General features: G+C 55.6%; 24 protein-coding genes. 10 read left to right on the top strand and 14 right to left on the bottom strand.

Features of this window, described 5'->3' with window-relative positions:
* The first annotated feature begins 42 nt into the window (after positions 1-42).
* The 6 genes from ACTRW9_RS06585 to ACTRW9_RS06560 all read left to right on the top strand — a co-directional run bounded on the left by ACTRW9_RS06585 (position 43) and on the right by ACTRW9_RS06560 (position 4,650).
* Positions 43-507, top strand: a complete 465-nt coding sequence (locus tag ACTRW9_RS06585; RefSeq protein WP_442425828.1) for a tetratricopeptide repeat protein — start codon at positions 43-45, stop codon at positions 505-507.
* Between the two features lie 114 nt (positions 508-621).
* Complete coding sequence (locus ACTRW9_RS06580; RefSeq protein WP_442428739.1) at positions 622-1,905, top strand: MFS transporter; 1,284 nt, start codon at positions 622-624, stop codon at positions 1,903-1,905.
* A 129-nt stretch (positions 1,906-2,034) separates the two neighbouring features.
* Positions 2,035-2,568 carry a 5-(carboxyamino)imidazole ribonucleotide mutase gene (gene purE, locus ACTRW9_RS06575; RefSeq protein WP_442428738.1) on the top strand — a complete coding sequence of 178 codons (534 nt, stop codon included), beginning with the start codon at positions 2,035-2,037 and terminating at the stop codon, positions 2,566-2,568.
* Positions 2,546-3,196 (top strand): L-threonylcarbamoyladenylate synthase, encoded by a 651-nt coding sequence (locus ACTRW9_RS06570; RefSeq protein WP_442428737.1) that lies wholly within the window; start codon positions 2,546-2,548, stop codon positions 3,194-3,196. Before purE ends, ACTRW9_RS06570 begins: the two co-directional genes overlap by 23 nt.
* Positions 3,197-3,270: 74 nt before the next feature.
* The gene (gene acpS, locus ACTRW9_RS06565; protein WP_442425832.1) at positions 3,271-3,651 is read left to right on the top strand and encodes a holo-ACP synthase; all 381 of its coding nucleotides are present in this window, start codon (positions 3,271-3,273) and stop codon (positions 3,649-3,651) included.
* Between the two features lie 57 nt (positions 3,652-3,708).
* Positions 3,709-4,650, top strand: coding sequence for a lysophospholipid acyltransferase family protein (locus ACTRW9_RS06560; protein ID WP_442428736.1), 942 nt, complete (start codon positions 3,709-3,711; stop codon positions 4,648-4,650).
* 34 nt (positions 4,651-4,684) lie between these two features.
* On the opposite strand, the gene ACTRW9_RS06555 is transcribed toward ACTRW9_RS06560, so the two are convergent.
* The 14 genes from ACTRW9_RS06555 to ACTRW9_RS06490 all read right to left on the bottom strand — a co-directional run bounded on the left by ACTRW9_RS06555 (position 4,685) and on the right by ACTRW9_RS06490 (position 16,969).
* A complete protein-coding gene (locus ACTRW9_RS06555) occupies positions 4,685-5,095 on the bottom strand; it encodes a DoxX family protein (RefSeq protein WP_442425834.1) in 411 nt (136 codons plus the stop codon).
* Position 5,096: 1 nt separating this feature from the next.
* Positions 5,097-5,858 (bottom strand): FliA/WhiG family RNA polymerase sigma factor, encoded by a 762-nt coding sequence (locus tag ACTRW9_RS06550; protein ID WP_442425835.1) that lies wholly within the window; start codon positions 5,856-5,858, stop codon positions 5,097-5,099.
* A gap of 13 nt (positions 5,859-5,871) precedes the next feature.
* Positions 5,872-6,123 (bottom strand): hypothetical protein, encoded by a 252-nt coding sequence (locus ACTRW9_RS06545; protein ID WP_442428735.1) that lies wholly within the window; start codon positions 6,121-6,123, stop codon positions 5,872-5,874.
* Positions 6,120-6,944: a MinD/ParA family protein gene (locus tag ACTRW9_RS06540; protein WP_442425837.1), complete on the bottom strand. Its 825-nt coding sequence runs from the start codon at positions 6,942-6,944 to the stop codon at positions 6,120-6,122. Before ACTRW9_RS06540 ends, ACTRW9_RS06545 begins: the two co-directional genes overlap by 4 nt.
* Positions 6,945-7,032: 88 nt before the next feature.
* Positions 7,033-8,136 carry a flagellar biosynthesis protein FlhF gene (gene flhF / locus ACTRW9_RS06535; protein ID WP_442428734.1) on the bottom strand — a complete coding sequence of 368 codons (1,104 nt, stop codon included), beginning with the start codon at positions 8,134-8,136 and terminating at the stop codon, positions 7,033-7,035.
* Entirely contained in the window at positions 8,126-10,216 is a 2,091-nt protein-coding gene (gene flhA / locus ACTRW9_RS06530) for a flagellar biosynthesis protein FlhA (protein ID WP_442428733.1), read from the bottom strand. The genes flhF and flhA overlap by 11 nt, the downstream gene beginning before the upstream one ends.
* Before the next feature lie 153 nt (positions 10,217-10,369).
* Complete coding sequence (flhB, locus tag ACTRW9_RS06525) at positions 10,370-11,443, bottom strand: flagellar biosynthesis protein FlhB (protein WP_442425840.1); 1,074 nt, start codon at positions 11,441-11,443, stop codon at positions 10,370-10,372.
* Between the two features lie 35 nt (positions 11,444-11,478).
* Positions 11,479-12,255 (bottom strand): flagellar biosynthetic protein FliR, encoded by a 777-nt coding sequence (gene fliR / locus ACTRW9_RS06520; RefSeq protein WP_442425841.1) that lies wholly within the window; start codon positions 12,253-12,255, stop codon positions 11,479-11,481.
* Complete coding sequence (gene fliQ / locus ACTRW9_RS06515) at positions 12,255-12,524, bottom strand: flagellar biosynthesis protein FliQ (RefSeq protein ID WP_005011441.1); 270 nt, start codon at positions 12,522-12,524, stop codon at positions 12,255-12,257. The genes fliR and fliQ overlap by 1 nt, the downstream gene beginning before the upstream one ends.
* Positions 12,525-12,536: 12 nt before the next feature.
* Positions 12,537-13,298: a flagellar type III secretion system pore protein FliP gene (gene fliP, locus ACTRW9_RS06510; RefSeq protein WP_442425842.1), complete on the bottom strand. Its 762-nt coding sequence runs from the start codon at positions 13,296-13,298 to the stop codon at positions 12,537-12,539.
* Positions 13,298-14,713, bottom strand: coding sequence for a flagellar biosynthetic protein FliO (gene fliO / locus ACTRW9_RS06505; protein WP_442428732.1), 1,416 nt, complete (start codon positions 14,711-14,713; stop codon positions 13,298-13,300). Before fliO ends, fliP begins: the two co-directional genes overlap by 1 nt.
* 287 nt (positions 14,714-15,000) lie before the next feature.
* Positions 15,001-15,378 carry a flagellar motor switch protein FliN gene (gene fliN, locus ACTRW9_RS06500; protein WP_442425844.1) on the bottom strand — a complete coding sequence of 126 codons (378 nt, stop codon included), beginning with the start codon at positions 15,376-15,378 and terminating at the stop codon, positions 15,001-15,003.
* Positions 15,379-15,381: 3 nt separating this feature from the next.
* Positions 15,382-16,362, bottom strand: coding sequence for a flagellar motor switch protein FliM (gene fliM / locus ACTRW9_RS06495; RefSeq protein ID WP_442425845.1), 981 nt, complete (start codon positions 16,360-16,362; stop codon positions 15,382-15,384).
* Between the two features lie 76 nt (positions 16,363-16,438).
* A complete protein-coding gene (locus tag ACTRW9_RS06490; protein WP_442425846.1) occupies positions 16,439-16,969 on the bottom strand; it encodes a flagellar basal body-associated FliL family protein in 531 nt (176 codons plus the stop codon).
* Between the two features lie 562 nt (positions 16,970-17,531).
* Here ACTRW9_RS06490 and ACTRW9_RS06485 point away from each other — a divergent pair.
* The 4 genes from ACTRW9_RS06485 (at position 17,532) to ltaE (ending at position 21,658) form a co-directional block, all read left to right on the top strand.
* Positions 17,532-18,815, top strand: coding sequence for an ammonium transporter (locus ACTRW9_RS06485; RefSeq protein ID WP_442428731.1), 1,284 nt, complete (start codon positions 17,532-17,534; stop codon positions 18,813-18,815).
* Between the two features lie 137 nt (positions 18,816-18,952).
* Complete coding sequence (locus ACTRW9_RS06480) at positions 18,953-20,143, top strand: porin (protein ID WP_442428730.1); 1,191 nt, start codon at positions 18,953-18,955, stop codon at positions 20,141-20,143.
* Between the two features lie 162 nt (positions 20,144-20,305).
* Positions 20,306-20,620 carry a hypothetical protein gene (locus ACTRW9_RS06475; RefSeq protein WP_442428729.1) on the top strand — a complete coding sequence of 105 codons (315 nt, stop codon included), beginning with the start codon at positions 20,306-20,308 and terminating at the stop codon, positions 20,618-20,620.
* Positions 20,621-20,623: 3 nt separating this feature from the next.
* A complete protein-coding gene (ltaE, locus tag ACTRW9_RS06470; protein ID WP_442428728.1) occupies positions 20,624-21,658 on the top strand; it encodes a low-specificity L-threonine aldolase in 1,035 nt (344 codons plus the stop codon).
* Positions 21,659-21,671 lie beyond the last annotated feature (13 nt).

Genomic DNA, 21,671 nt, shown 5'->3' with positions numbered 1-21,671 from the left:
ACTCAACGACGAGCCCCGGCCCTGCCCTCTTCCATTGGCATTATGAACGATATCGAACGGCTTTTGAACGACCTGAAAAAAGTGGACCCGAAGATCCGCAAACAGGCCACGCAATCCCTCTGGATGCGCTGGTACCAGGAGTGCGGTGAGGCGGCGGAGAGAAAGCTCTATGCAGGCATCCGCTTCATGGATTCGGGAGAACTTTCGCGGGCCCGCCTTCACTTTGCGGATCTGGTCGATCAGTTTCCCGAATACACCGAAGCCCACAACAAGCTCGCCACGGTGCTTTACCTGGAAGGAGACTACGAAGCAGCCATAGCCGAATGCCGGAAGGTGGTTGAAAGAATCCCGCATCACTTCGGCGCCTGGAACGGAATGGGCATGTGTCAGTTTCACCTTGGCCGCCTCAACGAAGCCATTCACAGCTTTCAGAAAGCGCTGGAGATCCAGCCTTACGCCGAGGACAACCGCCACTACATCGGCCTCTGCCGCGGCAAGTTGAATTGATCTGCGAAGTGTTTTAGTCTTTTAGACAACCGATTGACACCGCCTCCCTGGGAACATCATTTCCAAAGCGCAGTGCTTTCCATCACGATCAACACGCCATCGTAAGGAGTTGCCTTGTTCGGATTTCGCGCCCGCTGGTCCGAGGACACCAGCGCCGGGTTGGATGCGGAAACGCGCACCCGCCGGACGTTCCGTCTGGATCTCGCCCGCGGTGTGTGCCGCGGCATTCTGACCGCCGGCACGCAGACGTTTGGCCTGTTCATCGCCATCCGCGTGTTTCAGGCGGGAGACATGTCCAAGGCGTTGATCGGTTCCGCCCCGTTCATCGGCATGCTGGTCTCCCTGCTTCTCGTGCATTACGCTTCAAAATCGGGGTTCCGCAAATCCGTACTGGGCGCACTTCCCGCGGCCGTGTGCGGCGTGCTGCTGTTCGCGGCAGCATTCGCCAATACGCTGGCCACATACACCGTGTGCCTGGTGCTGGCGTTCATGGCGCTCACCAGCCTGGTGCCGTTTCTCACCGCCATCTACAACGATAATTACCCGGAAGACCAGCGCGGCAAGTACTTTTCCCGCTCGGTGCTGGCACTGGTGCTGGTCTCGGTGGTCGCGGGGTTCCTGGGGTCCGCCGCCATGGATGCGGATCTTGAAAACTACCGCTGGATTCTGGTCACCCTGGGGCTGGCGGCCATCGGCAAAGCCTGCGTGGTGTACGCCATGCCTTCCGGCATCATCGAAAACGGCGAGCATAAAAACCCGCTCGGCAACCTGAAGCTGGTGTTCGAGGACCGCAACTTCGGCTATGTTCTTTTGACGTGGTTCATCATGGGCTTTGCCAACCTGTGGACCCTGCCCCTGCGTGTCGATTACATCACTTCCAGCAAATACGGCATCGAGGGCTCCGCGCTGTTCGTGGCACTCATCATCACCGTCATCCCGGACCTCATGCGGGCCCTGTCCACGCCCTTTCTGGCACGGCTGTTCGACAAGATGAACTTCATCGTCCTGCGTATGATTCTGAACCTGCTGTTCGCTATCGGCGTCGGTCTGTTTTTCCTGACGAAGGACCCCTACCTCATCGCCACCGCCTCGGCGTTCATAGGCATGGCCTTCGGCGGAGGCGCCATTGCGTGGAGCCTGTGGGTCACCAAATACGCCCCGCCTGGGAAAGTTGCGGCCTACATGTCGGTCCACGTTGGTCTCACCGGCGTGCGAGGCACCATCGGCCCGATGCTCGGGTTCTGGATGGTGAACCAGGTTGGTCCCGTGAACATCGGCCTCATTTCTTTCAGCATGATGATCATCGCCACCGTCATGCTGATCCCGGAGATCAAGCACGGAAGGCGCAAACGCGGCCCCATTCCGGCGGAGGATTTCGAGCCCATCGAGCCGAAATGAACCGTTTCTGCGGTCCCTCTTGAACTGCCCCGGGAATCTTGCTATAAACGCAGGACTTCAATTTAATTTTCCGCGCCCGTTCCGTCGAACGGGACGCGATCCCAATCAAATATTAAAGGATTCCAAACAGTGGCTACCAAAAAGAAAAAAAAATTGCCGCGTGTCGGCATTCTGATGGGAAGCGACTCCGACTTCACCACGATGGAAGAAGCAAGCAAGGTCCTTGAACAATTTGGAGTGAATCACGAAATCCTGGTTTCTTCCGCACACCGTTCCCCGGAACGGACGCGCGATTATGTCAATGGCGCTAAGAAACGCGGCATCCGCGTGTTCATCGCAGGGGCCGGCGGCGCAGCGCATCTGGCGGGCGTAATCGCGGCCGAATCCACCCTGCCGGTGATCGGCGTGCCCATCACCTCCGTCCTGCAGGGCCTCGACTCTTTGTTGTCCACGGCGCAGATGCCGGGCGGCATTCCGGTTGCCACCATGGCCATCGGCAAGGCGGGGGCAAAAAACGCCGGCTTGCTGGCGGTGCAGATTCTCGCACTCGACGACAATGACCTGGCAAAACAACTGTTGAAGTACAAAAAAGATCAGGCCAAGCAGGTCGAACGCAAAAGCAAAAACCTGAAGACACCGTATGGCGAATCGTCTTCAGGTTGACCCGCAGTTTCCGCAGACGCTGCAGGCGGTCATCACGCCGATCAAGCGTTCGCTTGCCGAAGGCGGCTCCATCGCGTTCCCGACCGACACGTTTTATGGACTGGGGGTGGACCCCGGCAACGCCGAGGCGGTGGAAAAGATTTTCACCATCAAGGAACGCCCGGCGGACAAGCCCATTCTGGTTCTCATCGATGACCGCGAGCAACTGAAGGACTGGGCGGCGGAGGTGCCTGAACTTGCGGTGAAAGCCATGGATGCGTTCTGGCCCGGCCCCCTGACCCTGCTGTTTCCGGCGCGCGATGACATTCCCAAAGCCCTGACGGCGGGGACGGGGAAGATCGGAATCCGGCTGCCGGACTCGGCGATTGCCCGGCAACTGGTACGCGACCTGGGTCACGCCCTCACCGCCCCCAGTGCCAACAAAAGCGAAACGGAAAATCCGCTCAATGCGGACGACGTGAACCAGTCGATCGGCAGCGCCATTGATTGGATCATCGACGCGGGACCCGCTCCAGGGGGTGCTCCATCGACCGTCCTGGACATCACTTCGACTCCCCCCGCCATCGTGCGCGAAGGGGCCATTGCCCGGGCCGATATCGAAGCGGCCCTCGGCACCTTGCCGGCCTGACGCTTTGCAGGCAAAACGGGCTTACCATTTGCTTGTTCCTGCCCTATAATTATTACAATTATTTAAGGGCGTTTATGATCCACGGCACGGGCATTGACATCATCCAGATTTCCCGGATTCAAAAATCCTTGGAAAATCATGCAGAACGGTTTGAGGAGCGTGTGTTCACGCCACGCGAAATCGAATATTGTCGTTCGCGCCCGGAACCGTTCAAACATTATGCGGCGCGGTTTGCCGCCAAGGAAGCGGTTTTGAAATCGCTCGGTACAGGAATGGCCGGTGGCATCACCTGGCGTGACCTTGAAATCCTGAACCGGGAGTCGGGGCAACCCGCCCTGAACATCACGGGCAAGTGCCGCGAGATTTGCGAAACCCTCAAACTGAAAGATATTCATATTTCAATGTCCCACGACAACGTGTACGCCATTGCGCAGGCCGTTGCGGAAACTGTTTGATCCCACTGCACACCTCCCGCAAGACCTGCCCCGTTGAATCCGAATTGAGAATCAAGATTGAGTTCACGCAATACACTTTCCAGAAAAATCCGTTATCGAATTGAATACGCCCTGTTCCGTCCTGTGATCGGCGTCATCATGAGTCTTTCCTCCACCACCCTGTACCGGTTGTCGGGAGGGATCGGAGCGCTTTGGTTTCGCGTGTCCCGAAAGCGGCGGCGAATCGCGCGCATCAACCTCGACATCGCCTACGGTGACCGTAAAACCCGGGAAGAAAAAGACCGCATCACCAAAGCCTCCATGCGTCAGATGATTCTCTCGGCATTGCAATGCATCTGGGTTTGCCGCGACACAAGAAACCGCGTGCATCAATTGATCGGTATGGAAGTGGAAGGCCGCGAATACCTGGATCAATGTGAAAAGGGCGATACCGGGTTTTTGGTATTGATGGCCCACTACGGCAACTGGGAGATCCTGGGGCTGTATCACGGGTTCATGAACACAACCCAGCATTACGCTGTGGCCCGGCGGCTCGACAACCCATACCTGGAAAAATTTTTCATGGACATGCGGCTGACCTCCGGAAACCGCATCCTGCACAAGGACACATCTCTCATCCGCATCGTGCGTGCGCTGAAAGGAAAAAGCAGCATCACCGTGCTGATGGACCAGAACGGTGGCGATTTCGCTCTGTTCGTTGATTTTTTCGGTAAGAAAGCGGCCACGGCCCGGTCCCTGGCCGCGCTCAGCTACAGCACCGGTGCGCCCATCCTCCCAATTTTCAGCGTTCCCATCGGCAAGGGCCGTTACAAGGTCGTTTACAAGCCACCGCTCAATCTGGAAAAAACGGGTGACAAGGAGGGGGACATTTACCGCTGGACCGAGCAGTGCGAAAAGGTGCTGGAAGAGGTCATCCGCGATTATCCGGAACCGTGGATGTGGTTTCACAGAAGATGGAAATCGCGTCCGCCTGAAGAGCGGCACCTGCCGGTTTACTGACCGGGTTAGTTCATGAAGGAATTAAGTCGCATGGTCACTGCTTGATGTGCCATTTCTCCGACCGGGTGAGGAAAATCGCGGCGAGCGCCGCGATCAAAGTGAACTGGTACTCGAACCCGTTGTTCCTCATGCTGAAACCATTCGGCCCGTGTACGGTGAGGATGGCAACCAGCATGACAAAGATCAACGGTAACGTCGCCCACCTGGCGTAAACTCCGAAAATGAGCGCCATCCCGCCCAGAAACTCCGCCAGGGTTGCCAGCCACGCATTGATTCCCGGAGTGGGAACTCCCAGTTGAGCCAGTGAACCGGCAAACCCGCTCACACCTCCCGGGCCAAACAGTTTCATCGAGCCGTGATACACAAACACAACACCGACGGCCACCCGCAGAATCAACAGCCCGATTTCGGGATACGAAAAAGGAATCTTGGGAATGAGCTTCACGTCACACCTCGTCAGCCAGAATGGATTTCAATTTGGTCCTCAGTCGAAAGACCGCTTTGGAATGAATCTGTGATACGCGTGATTCAGTGATATTCAGCACCTCTCCGATCTCTTTCATCGTCAGCTCTTCGTAATAATACAGCGAAATCATGAGCCGTTCTTTTTCCGGAAGGGCGTCGATGGCTTCGGCGATGATTTTTTTCAGTTCATTGAGACGGATCTGGGTTTGCGGATCCGATTCCATGTCGCCTATCAGACAATCGAGCAGATTCTGCTGTTCCCCCGTTTCCTTGTTGATGCCCAGATCTTCCAGGCTGAGGATGGGAACGCTGCGGGTCTCGTTCATCGCGGTGAAGAATTCTTCAATGCTGACGCCCATCTCCTCGGCGATCTCTTCATCCTCCGGGGGCCGGCCGAACTTGCCCTGTAAACGGTTTGTGAGGGCGTCCATTTCCGATGCCTTTTGACGCACCGACCGGGGTACCCAGTCGAGATTGCGCAGTTCATCGAGGATGGAACCTCGCACGCGGAACTCTGCATAAGTTTTGAATTTGGCACCGCGGTTGGGATCGTATTTTTCGATGGCATCAATCAGCCCCAGCACCCCGACGCTGATGAGGTCGTCCACCTCAATGTGCGATGGAAGCCGCATGGCAATCCGGTTCGCCACGTACTTGATCATGGGAGAATACTCCAGGATGATCTGTTCCGTGTTCTCCGGAGAGATGGGAATTTCTTCTGCCGGTTGCGGCTTACCTGCCATAATCATTCACCCTTCACACCGTTTGATCCAAGTTCTGCCCTTTCTGGGGCCGTTTCTTTTTCTTCTTTTTTTCCTGTGGCTCATTGGTGGACACAAGCGCGCATACCGCCCAGGCCAGCCCGCCAAATACAAAGAACCCTTCGACGCCCCGCACCACGGCCGCCAATACCCGCGCACCCGAAATCCAACTTCCCAGCGACAGCAGGATAAAAGCAAACAGCGCAAATACCAGTGCGGCTTTCTTTGCCTGAAACGGAGTCATCATATCTGCAACACACTCCTCCACGCAAAGGGCCGGTCGGAGTCTGGCGAAAACCGGTCGCGTTCCTTCAAAATCCGTTGCGTCACCAGGTCGATGCACTGACTCACCTTCGAATGCGGATACAATTCAATAAACGGTTTCTGCTGGCGAACTGCCTTGGAAACATTGACATCGTGTACGACGTAACCCATGTATTCCAGAGTCACACCGCCAAGAAAACGATCCAGGACCGTAGACAGGCGCTTGTACACCTCAAGTGCTTCCCGTTCGTTCTTCACCGCGTTGACGATGAGACGAAACCGTTTCTGGTGATGCTGCTGGAACAACACCTTCATCAGCGCATACACATCCGTATGCGAAGTCGGTTCCGTGGTGGCGACGAGCACGATATCATGCGCCGCACTGCAGAAATACGTCACGTTGGATGAGATGCCTGCGCCCGTATCGAACAGCAGGTAATCGAAGTCCCCACTGATCCGGTCGAGTTCTTCCATCAATAACAGCTTTTTTTCCGAGTCCAGCAGGGTCAATTCCTGCCATCCGTTACTCGCCGGAAGCACCTTGATCCCACGCGGTCCGTCCACCAGCACATCTTCGATTTTCTTCTCGCCGGAGAACACGTGCCCAATGTGAAAGGGGGAAGCGAGCCCGAGCAGAATGTCGATGTTGTTGAGGCCCATGTCCGCATCGAAGATCAACACCTTTTTGCCTTTTCGCGACAGCGCACACGCCACGTTGGCCACGACGTTGGTTTTTCCAACGCCACCCTTGCCACTGCTGATGGCGAGAACTTTTGGAGGGAGTTTACTGGAATCGTTTTGCATGATGCGCCTCAAGGTGTTGGCCTGGCGGCCCGTTCTTTCGGTTAGGCCTGAAAAAACCATAGGTTAGCCTTTTTAATTTAAGATGAATTCAGCCAAAAATCAAACGAATTACCCCTTCGAGTGCAGCCACTTCAATATCTTCGGGCACCCTCTGGCCATTGGTAAAATACGAAAACGGAACGGGGTGACGGCTCGCAATGTTATACAAATGGCCGAATTGCATGCCCTCATCGATCTTCGTCAGCACAATGCGGTCCACACCCAACGGTTGAAACTGTTTCAGCGAATGCTCGAACACGCTTTCCTGCGCTGTTGCGCTTTGCACCAGATGCGTTTCCAGATTGGGCGCGGCACTGAAAATCTGCTTCAACTCTTCCACATACTGTTCGTCACGCGGGTTGCGTCCCATCGTATCGATGAGAATCAGGTCCGCATCCTGATGACGATTGAGTATCTGCAGAAATTCGTTTCGGTCGGTCGCCATCTCCACGGGAACGCGCATGAGGTCGCCGTAAATCTGCAACTGCTCCAGGGCACCCAGGCGAAAGGTATCGAGGGAAACCAGCACCACCTTCTTGCGTTCCAGTAAAGCAAACCGTGCCGCGAGTTTCGCCACGGTGGTGGTCTTGCCGGAACCGGTGGGACCCAGCAACGCAACAATTTTGGGTCCGACCGCGTCCAACTGGATAGGTCCGGAAAAGTGGAACGATCCCCCCACACGATCCTCCACCTGAATCATGTTTATGCCCATGCCGGGTGAATTCTCGTTGAGAGTTTCAAATACGCGCGCCGCCAGGTGTTCGTCGATCCCGCATTCGACGAGATGCTGATAGGTGTGAAGTTGTTCCCCGTGCAGACCCATAGATTTCGCACGTTCGGTTTGGGACAACAAGGTGTAAATGAGGGAACGCATTTCGCGATCTTCATTCCCCGAGTTTAAAGACTTCCGGTTGGCTCCCAGGGGTTCCGAACCTTCGCTCCCCGGTTCTTCCGCCATCGTCATCACGGAGGCGGGATGCGAAGCGTCCTCCATGGCGGCAGTGATCTCCACCATGGAGGCGCCCTGGCCCCCTCCTTCCTGGCCAAACTTGATGGAACGGGTCTTCAACACCAGAGCGTCCTCGCCCAGCTCTTCTTTGACACGCGTCAGAGCTTCAGGATAACTGTTCGCCAGTATTTTTTTAATTCGCATTGAGGGTCACCACTCTCAGGGTTTTGATTTGCGCCGTGGACATGATTTCATTGTGCGACAGCACAACGAGGTCCGGGATGAACCGCTCCGTCAACCGCCGTACATGCATGCGAATTGCGGGCGAGGTCAACAGGACCGGTATGGTCTCCGCTATTGGTGTCGCTTCTTCCACGGCTTCTTTGAGTCGTCTCAAAATCTGCTCGGCCACCGTCGGGTCCAGTGCCAGGAAGGACGTCAATTCGGTGCGCTGGATCGATTGCTGAATGGCTTCTTCAATATTGCGGTCGAAGGTGATGACCGACAAAGTTTCTCCTTCACCCGCGTACTGCCTGGTGATGGGTCGCGCCATCGCCTGCCGTACGTATTCGGTAAGCAGGTCCGGATCGTCCACCTTCGGAGCATAGTCTGCCAGGGTTTCCAGAATAGTACGTAGATCCCGGACCGAAATCTGCTCGCGAAGCAGGTTTTGCAGAACCTTCTGTACCTTGCCCACGTTCATCAGGTTGGGGATCAACTCCTCGATCACCTTCGGATTGGTTTCCTTGAACTTTTCGATGAGGGCCTGGGTTTCCTGGCGACCCAGCAACTCCGCCGCATACCGTTTGATGGTTTCCTTGATGTGCGTGGTGATGACGGTGGCCGGATCGACCACGGTGTATCCCGCCATCTGGGCTTCCTGTTTAGCACGGGCCTGGATCCAGACTGCCGGCAGGCCAAATGTCGGCTCCTTGGTATGAACGCCCTCGATTTCCTTTTCCGTCTGGCCGGGATTCATCGCCAAAAGCCGGCCCATCATCACCGATCCGCGCACCACCTCGACACCCTTGATCAAAACGGCGTAATCACTGGATTTGAGTTGCAGGTTGTCGCGAATGTGAAGCGGCGGTACGATGAAACCCATCTCCAGTGCAAACTGACGGCGGATGGACTTGATCCTGTCAAGCAGTTCGCCATTGCGGTTGGCGTCAACCAACGGGATCAACTCATACCCCACTTCGAGCTCCATCACATCCAGGGGCAGGATGGATTCCACTTTCTCCGGGATGGGGGCGCTCTGGACTTCCTCGATCCGTTTCATTTCCATGGCTTCCTGCTTCAACCGTTCCTGGTACAACCGGTAGCTGATATAACCGGTGGCGGCCGCCAGAAAGAAAAACGGAATGTGAGGCAGACCGGGAATGAGACCGAAAAAGAACAGCACGAAGGAAGAGATGGAAAACGCCGCCGGATTTTTGACCACCTGTTGCACCAGTTCGGCGGGCAGGTTGCGTTCCGTTGTAGCGCGGGTCACCACAAGGCCTGCGGCGGTGGAGACGACCAGTGCCGGAAGTTGTGTGACCAGTCCGTCACCGATGGTCAAAAGCGTGTACACCCGTGCCGCCTCACCCACACCCATGTCCTGCTGGAACACGCCGATGGCAAAACCACCCAAAACGTTGATGAGCGTGATCAGGATCCCCGCCACCGCGTCTCCCCGCACAAAGCGGATGGCACCGTCCATCGCACCGTAAAAATCCGCTTCCCGCTCCAGGTTGCGCCGCCGAGTTCGCGCTTCTTCCTCGGTGATGAGACCGGCGTTCAGATCGGCGTCGATGCTCATCTGTTTCCCGGGGATGGCGTCCAACGTGAACCGTGCCGCCACTTCCGACGTGCGCACCGAACCCTTGGTGATGACGATGAAGTTGATAAGGACGAGGATGATGAAAATGACCGCACCGACGACATAATTGCCGCCAACGACAAACGAGCCGAACGACTCAATCACCTGCCCCGCCGCGTGCGGGCCTTCGTCACCATGCAGGAGAATGATGCGGGTCGAGGCCACATTCAGGGAAAGCCGGACCAGCGTGACCATCAGAAGAAGCGACGGAAACACGGAAAAGTCCAGCGCCGAGATCATGAAGATGGCGACCAGCAGAATGACGAGCGAAAAGGTGAGGCTGAATGAAAGAAGCAGGTCGAGGAGAAAAGTTGGAATGGGAATCACCATCACCACAAGCACGGAAATCATGCCGAGTGCGATGCCGATTTCCCTCGGGCGCGATGCCATGATCGCCTGAACCTGTGCTTGAGTGGCCATTCAGTCTTTCATCCTTTCAAAATTTTGACGCCGCCCCCAACCCTGGAGGAACCCCCGGACCCATTTATTTATAATATGTTATAGTTCCCGGCGGGTCACGGGGCACCTGAAAATCAGGTCCTAAAACTCATCAATACAATAAATTAGCAATATCTATACCATTTTGATTCCCTTCAGGCGGTACACGTACGCGAGGATTTCCGCCACAGCGCGGTAGAGCTCCGCCGGGATGTACTGACCGATGTCCACCGTCTTGTACAGGAGCCTTGCGAGGGGCTTGTCTTCCACCAGGGGCACGCCGTTTTCTTTGGCAATCTCACGGATGCGGAGCGCCACCGGCCCCATCCCCTTCGCCACCACCACCGGTGCATCGTGCCGATCCCGGTCGTATTTGATCGCAATGGAATAGTGAGTCGGGTTGGTGACCACCACATCCGCATCTGGTACGGCGGCCATCATCCGGCGCCGCATCATTTCCAGCTGCACGCTGCGAATGCGTTGCTTGACCTGCGGGCTACCTTCCGTGTCCTTCCGTTCGTCTTTCACCTCCTGCTTGGTCATGCGCAGGTTTTTCATATACGTGAAGCGCTGGAACATGTAGTCGATGAACGCAAGCACGATGAGCACCAGGAGAACCTGGATCATGATTTCCAGTCCGACCCGGCCCATGAAGGTCAGAATCTGCCCAACTCCAAAGTCGGTCATCGCCGGAATTTCAGAGAAATGACTCCGGATGGTGAAAAATGCGATGAGCGAAATGAGAGTGACCTTGAAAAGCGACTTGAACAGCTCCATCAACGCAACCATGGAGAACAGGCGCTTGGTGCCGTTGATGGGGTTGAGTTTGTTGAATTTGGGAATGAGGGGATGACCGGAAAACCTGAGGCCGCCCGTCTGCATGAGATTGACGACGATTCCTCCAACCATGATAGAAACAAGGATGGGGCTCAAGATGGTGAAAACGTTCTGCACAATCCATGCGAGTAGCTCCCGCATGGCGGGAATGGTCGGCTCCACAGTGTGCGCCTGGCTGATTAGATTGTGCCAGGTGGCCATCATTTTTTTGGTGACGAAGGAACCGCCGAGCGCAAAGGCCAGAATCGCCATCATCAGGATGAAAGCGGAAGTCAGTTCGCGACTGTGCGCGAAGTTACCCCGCTCCTCCGCGTCCTGAATTCGTTTCGCTGATGGCTCTTCTGTTTTCTGATCTTTATTCTCTTCGTCCATACCTGGTACCTACTCCCATAGGGGAACGCCTCAATTTAAAACGTCTGCATGAGACCCATCACCCATGCCGGCATTTCAGCAATCTGTTTTTTTAAAAGAACGGTAAAAAATGAAAACGTGAGACCCACCATGAGTAGTCCCACACCGATCTGCAATGGAAACGCGACGATGAAAACATTCATCTGAGGAACGGTGCGCGCAACCAAACCCAGCCCGACACTGATGAAGAAAAGAATCACCATCACCGGAGCGGCAATTTTTATGGCTACCACAAATGTGGCGGCAAACACCTGCAAAATGAATTCAACCGTTGAGGCCGAAAAGGCGAACTGCTGGGGATTGATCATTTCAAAACTTTCCACCAGGGCGTGAACGGTGAGGTGATGTCCATTGAGGGCGAGAAAAAGAAACGTCGCAAAGATATTCTGGAACTGGGCGGTGATGGATACCTGAGACTGGGTCTGCGGATCAATGACGTTGACGACACCGAACCCCATCTGGAAATCCACCATGGTTCCCGCAATCTGAACGGCTGTGAAAATCATTCGCATGACGTAAGCGATGGAAAACCCAACAAGCATCTCCGAGAACAGCATGACCGACAGGCCGAGAAGCCCCTTCGGGGGAGCAATAGCGGCTTCCGGAACCAGTGGGTACAGGCTGACGCTCAGGAGCAGAATGAGGCCGGTCTTCACCCTTGAGGGAAACTGGGTGCTTCCGAAAAAGGGAACAAAAATGATGAAGGCACCCACCCGAAACAGGACAAACAAAAACCGTTCGAAATCCGTGTAAGACAGATTGAACAGGTCCATCAGCCTATCAGGGAAGGAAAGTTGGAAAGGATGTTCTCGGTGAACCCAATGATGATCTGCAACAGCCAGGGAAAAAAGAGAAACAGCGCCAGAAACACCGCCAGGATTTTGGGGATGAAAGTCAGTGTGAGTTCCTGGATCGAAGTCACCGCCTGAAAGATGGAAACCACGAGCCCGGTGAGCAATCCAAAACCAAGCATTGGGGCAGAAAGCAACAGCGTGGTCTTGATGGAATTCATTCCAAAATCAATTATGAACTGTTCGGTCATCCTCTAGCCTCGTCAGAAAAAGCTCTTCACCAGCGACCCCACCGTCAGGTGCCAGCCATCCACCATGACAAACAGCATCAATTTGAAGGGAAGCGAAATCAACACCGGCGGCAACATCATCATACCCATTGAAAGCAGGATACTGGCCACAACCATGTCAAGAATGAGGAACGGAATGTAGATGAGGAAACCAATCTGGAACGCCGTTTTCAATTCACTGATGACAAACGCCGGAACCACGACGGCCATGCTCACCTCTTCCGCCGTATCCGGCCGTTCATCCTGGGAAATATTGAGGAACAGGTCGAGATCCTTGTTGCGGGTCTGGCGCAGCATGAACCCCTTGATCGGGGCCTGCGCCCGCTCCAGCGCTTCGCCCTGCGAGATCTCCTCATTCAGATAAGGCTGAAGGGCTTCCGAGTTGATCTGGGTCAATACCGGACTCATCACAAAAAACGTCAGAAACAGGGCCAGCCCCACCAGCACCTGCGTCGGCGGGGTTTGCTGGGTTCCCATGGCCTGCCGCAGAAACGACAGCACAATGACGATGCGCGAAAACGATGTCATCAGGATGAGGATGGAAGGAGCCAGTGTGAGAATGGTGAGCAGGGCCAGGATCTGAAGGGCGGTGGACATCGCCTCCGGTTCTTCCGTGTTCTCCACGCCCACCTGGATACTTGGCATGGGGATCGCCTGCGCGTCGGCAACCGGTCCCGCCGAAAAAAATGCGGTGAGAACCAGGAGGCCCATGAATGTGAGTAAAATTCTCCGCATCACTTCCCCCTGTTGCCTTCAAGAGTTTTCTTAAGGCGCTGTTCCAAACCTTTTACCGAATCCGCTCCGTCGTTTTTACTTTGGTCATCTTCAAACTGCTTAACAAAATCGGGAAACGGATTGGTGGTTTTGGGTTGTTTTACCACACGCTCGTAAGCATCGACACGCTTGTGAGGAGGCACAGAAGGTTTGGGCGGCTCATCCATTGCGGTTGTAATCTCCGGTGCGCTTTCCTCTTCCTCCATCACCGGATCCTCTTCCTTCATTGCACTGACGGCAACAGTGGGCGCCTGCACACTCGTTGCCTCCTTTTTTCGAATCCGGGAGGAGGTCGGCACATACGATCCACCCTTGATACGGTCGATCTGGTCCGGGTCCTCCACGTTCGCCAAAAGGGAAATGTTTTCGTTTGCAATACCGAGCACCAGTACTTCACCCGCCACCTCCACCAGGGCAATGCTTTTCTTCGGTCCGAGAAATCCCGTGGACAGCACCTTGATGGGTTTGTTCTCGGTGCCGAAAACCCCGTTTTTCCAGACATATTTTTTGAACACGTGAAACAGAAGAAACATCAATCCCAGAACCAGCGCCAGCGTGTAAAACATTTTTAAACCGGCAGAAAAGATATCCGGTCCACCCGAGGTTTCCTCTTTCTGCAGTACCGTGCTCGTTTCTTGTTCCGGAATGCCTCTGGATTCGGTTGTCCCCTTCCCTTTTTTATCTTTACGAAACGCGGTTCCAACCATCTCCGACAACGTTTCCTTTTTTGCAGTACTGGTAGAAGTCACCTTTTGTTTGGCGGGCTGGGTCTTGCTTTCGTCAAGCAATTCCACGAACGGATCCGGAGATTGGGAGCCCGATTCATTTTCGGTTCCACTTGAAATGGATTGCGGTCCGGTTTTGGGGACCTCGATATGAGAAGGTCCGGATGCGAGGAAATCGCTCAAAGGATCGTCCGCGCTTTTGGGCGACGGCACGAGTTTGGATTTCTTGGAGGCGCTGCCCCCATTTCGCACGAGAACATCAATGTTGTTCCCATTGCGGGAAATGCGGAACCGTTTTTCCAATCCTTGTCGCCGATCGCCAATGATAAACCGGATGCGCAGCAGTTCCTTGTTGTACTGGGATGCATACACCTGGTGAATCTCATCGTCACCAGTGGGAAAGTACTGCTTGGCCGGAGCCAGGTAGGCAAAGGGCAGATCGACCTGAACTGAATTCTGAAAAAAAACGGGTGCCTGGAAATTATCGGGCGGGTGCCGGAACTGGAGCTGGATATGGAGCCCCTCTTCAGTCTCCTGCACCCTCACATCACGAAGCTTGTTGTATTCCGTCAGCGGCAGAGCCCAGGCTGCGCCGGAAACCAGAAAATTGAGGACCAGCGCCCAGGCCAAACCAAACCGTTTCCACTCCATAACGCCTTCCCACCTTTAAGAGTTGAACGTGTCAAAAAACCCGACAGACAATGGGTTCAACCCTAAAAATGCAAAGGCCATACCATGCGGTTGGCAAACTTCTTGAAATTCAGAGAGTTAAAGGAGAGAGGGCCCAAAACCTCTTATAACCAAAGGGGTTGTGTAAACTCCCCTTGAGGCCGGAGGGCGTCAGCAAGAGCTAAACGAAGAAAAAAGGAGTCCGGACGGTGCGGTAAAGCGCACCCCGAGATCGGGGGTGGGTTGGATTTTTGGCGATCGCAGGTACGTCAACCCAGAGACTGCACGCGTTCCATTGGGGAAACGATGTCGGTCAGGCGCACGCCAAATTTTTCGTTGACCACCACGACCTCGCCGCGAGCCACCAGCTTGTCGTTGACCAGGACTTCCAACGGCTCGCCCACCATCTTGGTGAGTTCGATCACCGAACCCTGCCCGAGTTGAAGCAGGTCATGAATCAACATTTTCGAGCGCCCCAATTCGACCGTCACCGTGAGCGGAATATCGAGAATGAGGTCCAGCCGAGAATCGCGTTTGGTTTTTTCACCCTCGATTTCCTCGTCTCCGGCTTCCTTGTCGAATTCGAAATCCTCGAATTTATCCAGGTCGTCCAGTGCGCCCAGTTCATTGTCATCGAATTCAGCCATAGGTCACTCTTCCCTTTCAATGATTTTGGAAATCTGTACGGCCTTCATTCCCCGGGAAACACCGGGGTGGCCCATGTACTTCTTGATGCCTTCAACCTTGACCGTCAACGGATCGGAGACATCGTTGCCGAGCATCAGGGTATCGCCCACCTGGAGCTGCAGCAATTTGCGGGGGGTCATGGCGGTTTTACCCAACTCCACCACGCACTCGACATCCGTCTGCATCAACTCCTCGCGCAAGCGGCGGATCCAGACCTTGTCGGCCTCCATCCGCTCACTCTGGAAGTTCGCTTTCAGTTTCGGCAATACCGGCTCGATCGCCGTGTACGGCAGGCAGATGGTAATGGTGCCGGAGGCCCGCTCCATCTCAATGTCAAACACGATGATCAGCACCACGTCGGTGGGCGGAACAATGGCAGCGAACTGCGGGTTGATCTCGGAACGCACGTAAGAGGTCTTGACGCGGTGAACCGGTTTCCACGCATTGGCCCAGTCTTCCAGCGCCTGCTGGATGACGTTGCGCGTCATGCGCATTTCAATGGAAGTGAAGTCCCGGCCCTGATTCTTCATCTCGGACGAGCCCGTGCCGCCAAAGAAGTTGTCCACCAGCGCAAACACCAGGCTGCTTTCCATGACGATCAGTCCGAATCCGCGCAGGGGTTCCATGCGGAATACGTGCAGGCTGGAAGGAACCGGCAGGGAACGCAGGAAATCGCCGAACTTCAGCGAATCGGTGGACACCGTGCTGACGTCGGCGGAGCGCCGCATCATCCCCGAAAAGGAGTTGCGGAAAAGCCGGGAGAAGAACTGGTTGATGATTTCCAGGGTCGGCAGGCGACCCCGGATGATCTTTTCCTGGCTGGTCAGGTCGTAAGGAACGACCCCCTTTTCCTCTTCCGTGATGTCGGCTTCCACCTCGATCTGGTTTTCGCTGACACCGCGAAGGAGGGCATCGACTTCACCTTTGGATAATACCTGTGCCATATTCAGAGCCTGGTAAACTCGTTTACCGGATTCGGGCCCATTGGGCCCTGTAACCAATATACACGCTCAAAATCCATTATTGAACGATGAATTCCGAGAAATAGACGTCCTTGACGTGGCCCATCACCAGAAACCGGTTCACCCGCGTGGCAATTTCATCTTTCAGCTTGAACTTGCCCTGCAGGGAAATGACGTCCTCCCGTGTTTTGCTGCTGAGCAAAAGCAGAATGGAGTCCACAATCTTGAATTCATTGGCCTTGACCTCAGGGCGAACCTCCGGGGAACTGAGTTCCAGGGTCAGGCTGACTTTCAGGAACTGCTTGCCGTTGCTGCGCGCGAGATTGATGAGAAACGGTTCCATGGGGTACATCACACCCATTTCCCCGGGTTCCTTGTCAGCGAATTTCGAGCCGGGGACCTGAAGGTCCTGACCCTGCTTTTTGGCTTCCATCTGCGGCTGTATGAAGTTCAGGAAGGCAAAATACCCGCCCACCGCGAGTCCCGCAATCAGGAGAAGAGTGAGCAGAAATCCACGGCTCACCCCGCGTTGAGGGGGAACCTCATCAATAATCTGATCGACACCTTCCTGTTTTTCCTGCTGAGCCATGCGCCTTCCTCCCGATCAATGGGCATTGTGGCCATTTCATTCCAATTCGAATGAATAATGAGCAAAGACTGTGCCAAGGCCAGACCCGCTTCTAAATCCGGATAACTTTAAATATTATAAAGAGTTAATATTTTTCTATCAATAGTTCAAGTACCCGGGGAAACCCATTTTTTGACTTTTCATGTCAAGTTCTTGACTGAAGCAGGGTCTCCAAACGGTCTTCATATGGTTCATGGCCTAGTTCTTTCACGGTAAAAATAAGGGATACTTGAATAAATTTGTGATTATTTTTTCAGCATCCCTGCTGGAAACATCCGCAAAACTCAGCACCTTGGAACCTGCCTTTTCCAAAGTCCCCCCCCTTCATTCCGGCCTGACCCTGTTATCCACTCCACCCAACTCCCTCAATTAAAACCGTTTGCAGGCTTTTTTCCATTTATTTCAGTCCTCAACCCGTTGTGGGTACAGGAATTGATTAAGTCTCCTTAATATAGCGCCGCAGGTGCGCCGATTCCGCCTACCCGGTAGGGGGCAACTACTTCAATCAATTGAGGACTGAAAAATGGGTCGATTTTTTAAATATGCGATTTTCCCGATCGGATTGGGGTTGTTGTGGGCTCTTCCGGCATATGCAGAGGAAGCCCCACAACTCAACGGCGCCGACACCGCCTGGATCCTCGTGTCATCTGCGCTGGTCATGCTGATGCTTCCCGGCCTGGCTCTCTTTTACGGCGGCATGGTGCGGCGTAAAAACGTGCTGAGCACCATCATGCACAGCTTCATTCCTCTCGGGGTGATCACCATTCAGTGGGTGCTGGTGGGCTATTCGCTTTCATTCGGCAGTGATATCGGCGGGTTCGTCGGGGGTTTTGACAAAGTTTTCCTCAACGGAACCGAGGTCGACACGTTGAGCGGAACCATTCCGGAGTACCTGTTCAGCATGTTCCAGCTGATGTTCGCCATCATCACCGTGGCCCTGATCAGTGGGGGGATCGCCGAGCGGGTGTCATTCAAAGCCTACGTGATCTTCATTTTCATCTGGTCCACCATCGTTTACGACCCCATCTGCCACTGGGTTTGGGGGGGTGGCTGGCTGGGTGAGCTGGGGGCCCTGGATTTCGCCGGCGGCACGGTGGTCCATATATCTTCCGGCGTGGCGGGTTTGGCGGCGGCACTCTACCTCAAGAAACGCCGGGGATTTCCCGGACCCATGATGATTCCCCACAACCTGCCCCTGGTGCTGCTGGGCGCGGGCCTGCTGTGGTTCGGCTGGTTTGGTTTCAACGCCGGAAGCGCGCTTGCAGCGGACCAGAACGCCGTTCTGGCCTTCACCAACACCCAGGTGGCTACCGGGGCGGGGATGATCGGCTGGTTGATTGCAGAGCAGGTGAAAGCCGGAAAACCCAGTGCGCTGGGTGCGGCATCGGGAATCGTCGCGGGCCTGGTGGCCATCACCCCGGCGGCGGGCTTCGTCTCTCCCCTGTGGGCCATGGTCATTGGCGTGATCGCGGGCATGGTCTGCTACCTGGCTGTCATCCTGAAGCACCGAAAAGGCATCGACGATTCCCTGGACGTGTTCGGCATCCACGGGGTCGGGGGGGCCTGGGGAGCCCTGGCCACCGGCCTGTTCGTCACTCATGGGGGAACAGGACTGTTGGACGGCAACCTGAAACAGGTCGGCGTGCAGGTGATCGGCGTCGCCGCAGCGGCGCTTTACTCCTTCGTCGTCACCTACGGTCTGGTGGTGGCGGTGGACAAGATGGTCGGGTTCCGGGTGGATGAGGAAGACGAGGAGATCGGCCTCGACGCCACCCAGCACGGGGAATCCGGCTACAACCTCGTATGAATTTATCAGTAAGGGAGGGTTCCGGCACCTGCCGGAAACCACGGGTCAGTTCACTTGCCGTCACCGGGTCGGATCGGGAGGATCCTCCCGGGTGGCGGCGATTCCATCCAAGCCTTATCAGGCATTAAGGGGGAGTGATGAAAGGCAAATTCCAATTGCTGGCCGCGGGGCTGGCATTCTTATCGATCGCATTCGCCACCGGAGCCCAGGCCGCGTCCAACGTCTTCAAACTGCTGGAAGACGTGGAGGTGCATGGCTTCGTCTCATCTTCTTACAGTTATAATTTCAACCGTCCCCTGACAAATACCAACTGTGGCGTGGCGCCGCTCACCGCCTGCGTCCGCATATTCGATCAGGACGACAACAGCTTCAAACTGGACAACACGGAACTGGTGTTCCTGAAACAGGCCGACGATAAAGGCGACATCGGATTCCGGTTCGACCTCACCTTCGGCTTCAGCCTGCCGGAGGGCGCCCAGCGGCTGCGGAGCTCGCCCACCTCCGCGGCCAATGTGAGAGGACTTGCAACCGGCGACGACGATTTTGACCTTCAGCAATCTTATGTCACCTGGAACGCCCCCGTCGGCTCGGGATTGAAAATTGATTTCGGAAAGTTCGTCACCCATGTCGGAGCGGAAGTGTTCGACGGTTACGACGGCTGGAACACGAACTTTTCCCGGACGTTTGTATTCGGCTGGGGTATCCCGTTCACGCACACCGGCATCCGGGCCTCCTACGACATCAACGAAAAGTGGAGCGTCATGTTCATGATCGCCAACAACTGGGAGGAAGCGGGCACCACGGACAACAACTCCGAAAAGTCTTTCGGCGCACAGATCGGCTACCTGCCGTTTGAGAATGTGAGCATTCTGTTCAACTACATGGGCGGGAACCAGGGGACACTCGGCACCGACAGGGGCAACGACAACTGGCGTAATATTTTCGATACGGTCATCGACATCGGCATCACCAACCAGCTGGCTCTTCAGCTGAACGCGGATTACGGATCGGAGCAGAACTCGGGTCCCGGCGCCGGTACCGCCACCTGGTGGGGTGTCGCCGGAATCGTGCGTTATGACTTCAACAAGTGGTTTTCGCTCAACGTGCGTTCCGCCTGGTTCCGGGATCAGGACGGATTCCGTCTCGGCGCGGTCAACAACAGCCTGCGCGAATTCACCATCACCCCGGAATTCCGCGTTCTGCAGAACATGATCATTCGCGTGGAATACCGTCACGACGAGTCGAACCTGAGCGTGTTCGAAACCCAGTCGGGCACCGGAACCCGGCATCAGGATACAGTGGCCTTCAACACCCTGATTCACTTTTGACCAAGGTCGAAGTTTCCACAACACCTCCTGGCCCCGGGTTGCCCCGGGGCTTTTTTTTTGCGCCATCCCGGACACGGGGGCGGCGCACCCGGTAAAGGACTTTGATCTGCTGCGGTGAGCGGATAAAATACGGCAAGACCAACCAACCGGGGCCGACTGCCGTTGCTGACCGATACCCAGAATTTCATCGTTTACCTCATGTTCCTGAGCGGCCTGCTATTTTTGGGGTTGAACTTCATCGCGCATTCGATGGTGTTTCCGGGCGGCAAGGGATCGAAACGCGTGGGGTACATGCTGATTGTCGCGGTGATCCTCGCCCTGGTGGTGACCCAGCAGTACCGTCTGCTGGTGGCCCTGGAGTTTTCCTCTTCCCTGGCCCGGCAGATCATCCTGGGTGGCTTTGCCGTCCCGGTCTTCCTTTTGTCGCTGGTGTATTACCGCATCCAGCGTTTCCGTTCAGAAAAGAAACAGGATTGATCCATGCAGATTATCGATTACCGCAGTGACACCCTGACCCACCCGACCGATGCCATGCGGCAGGCCATGGCGAATGCCGAGGTGGGAGACGATGTTTTCGACGAAGACCCCACCGTGCACCGACTGCAGGAACTGGCAGCGGAACAAACGGGTAAGGAGGCCGCCCTGTTCGTACCGAGCGGCACCATGGGCAACCTGGTCAGCCTCCTCACCCACTGCCAGCGCGGTGACGAAATCATTCTCGGCCTCCGCAGCCATATTTTCATCAACGAAGTCGGGGGACTGTCCGCGCTGGGGGGCATCCACCCCCACCCCGTGGCCAACCGGGACGACGGGACTCTCGATATGGGCGAGGTCAAAGCCGCCATTCGCAAAGAGGACGTGCATTATCCGCCAACCCGGCTGATCTGCCTGGAAAACACCCACAACTACTGCGGGGGCTATCCCCTGACAACCGATTACATGCAGGAAGTCCGGGAACTGGCGGATCACAACGGGCTAAAAATCCATCTGGACGGGGCCCGGCTGTTCAACGCCGCGGTGGCGCTGGGGGTGGAAGCCGCTGCCCTCACCCGGGACGCGGATTCCGTCATGTTCAGCCTGTCGAAGGGCTTGTCGGCACCCTCGGGATCCCTCATCTGCGGTCCCGCTGACTGGGTTGTTCGCGCCCGCAAGTGGCGAAAGATGGTGGGGGGCGGAATGAGGCAGGTGGGAATCCTTGCAGCTGCCGGCCTGGAGGCCCTGACCCACCATACGGAGAGGCTTATCGAGGACCACCAAAACGCCAGGGAACTGGCACAAGGCCTTCACAAGACACCGGGTATCCAGATCAACTGTGACCGGGTCCACACAAACATCCTGTTTTTTAAGCTCCAGCACCCGGACATGGGTGCAGAGGCTTTGGAGCGTTTCCTTGATGACCAGGGGGTCCGCATCCTGCACATGGGTGACGGCTGGTTCCGGGCGGTCGTGCATCGTCATATCACACATGACATGGTGAAAACCACCCTGGACATTCTGCGCGAAGTTTTAAAATAGGCCCGTCCTGCAG

Origin of the sequence: Nitrospina sp. 32_T5 (assembly GCF_052156635.1) — a bacterium.
Taxonomy (GTDB): domain Bacteria; phylum Nitrospinota; class Nitrospinia; order Nitrospinales; family Nitrospinaceae; genus Nitrospina.
This window is presented reverse-complemented; position numbering and strand designations above follow the sequence as displayed.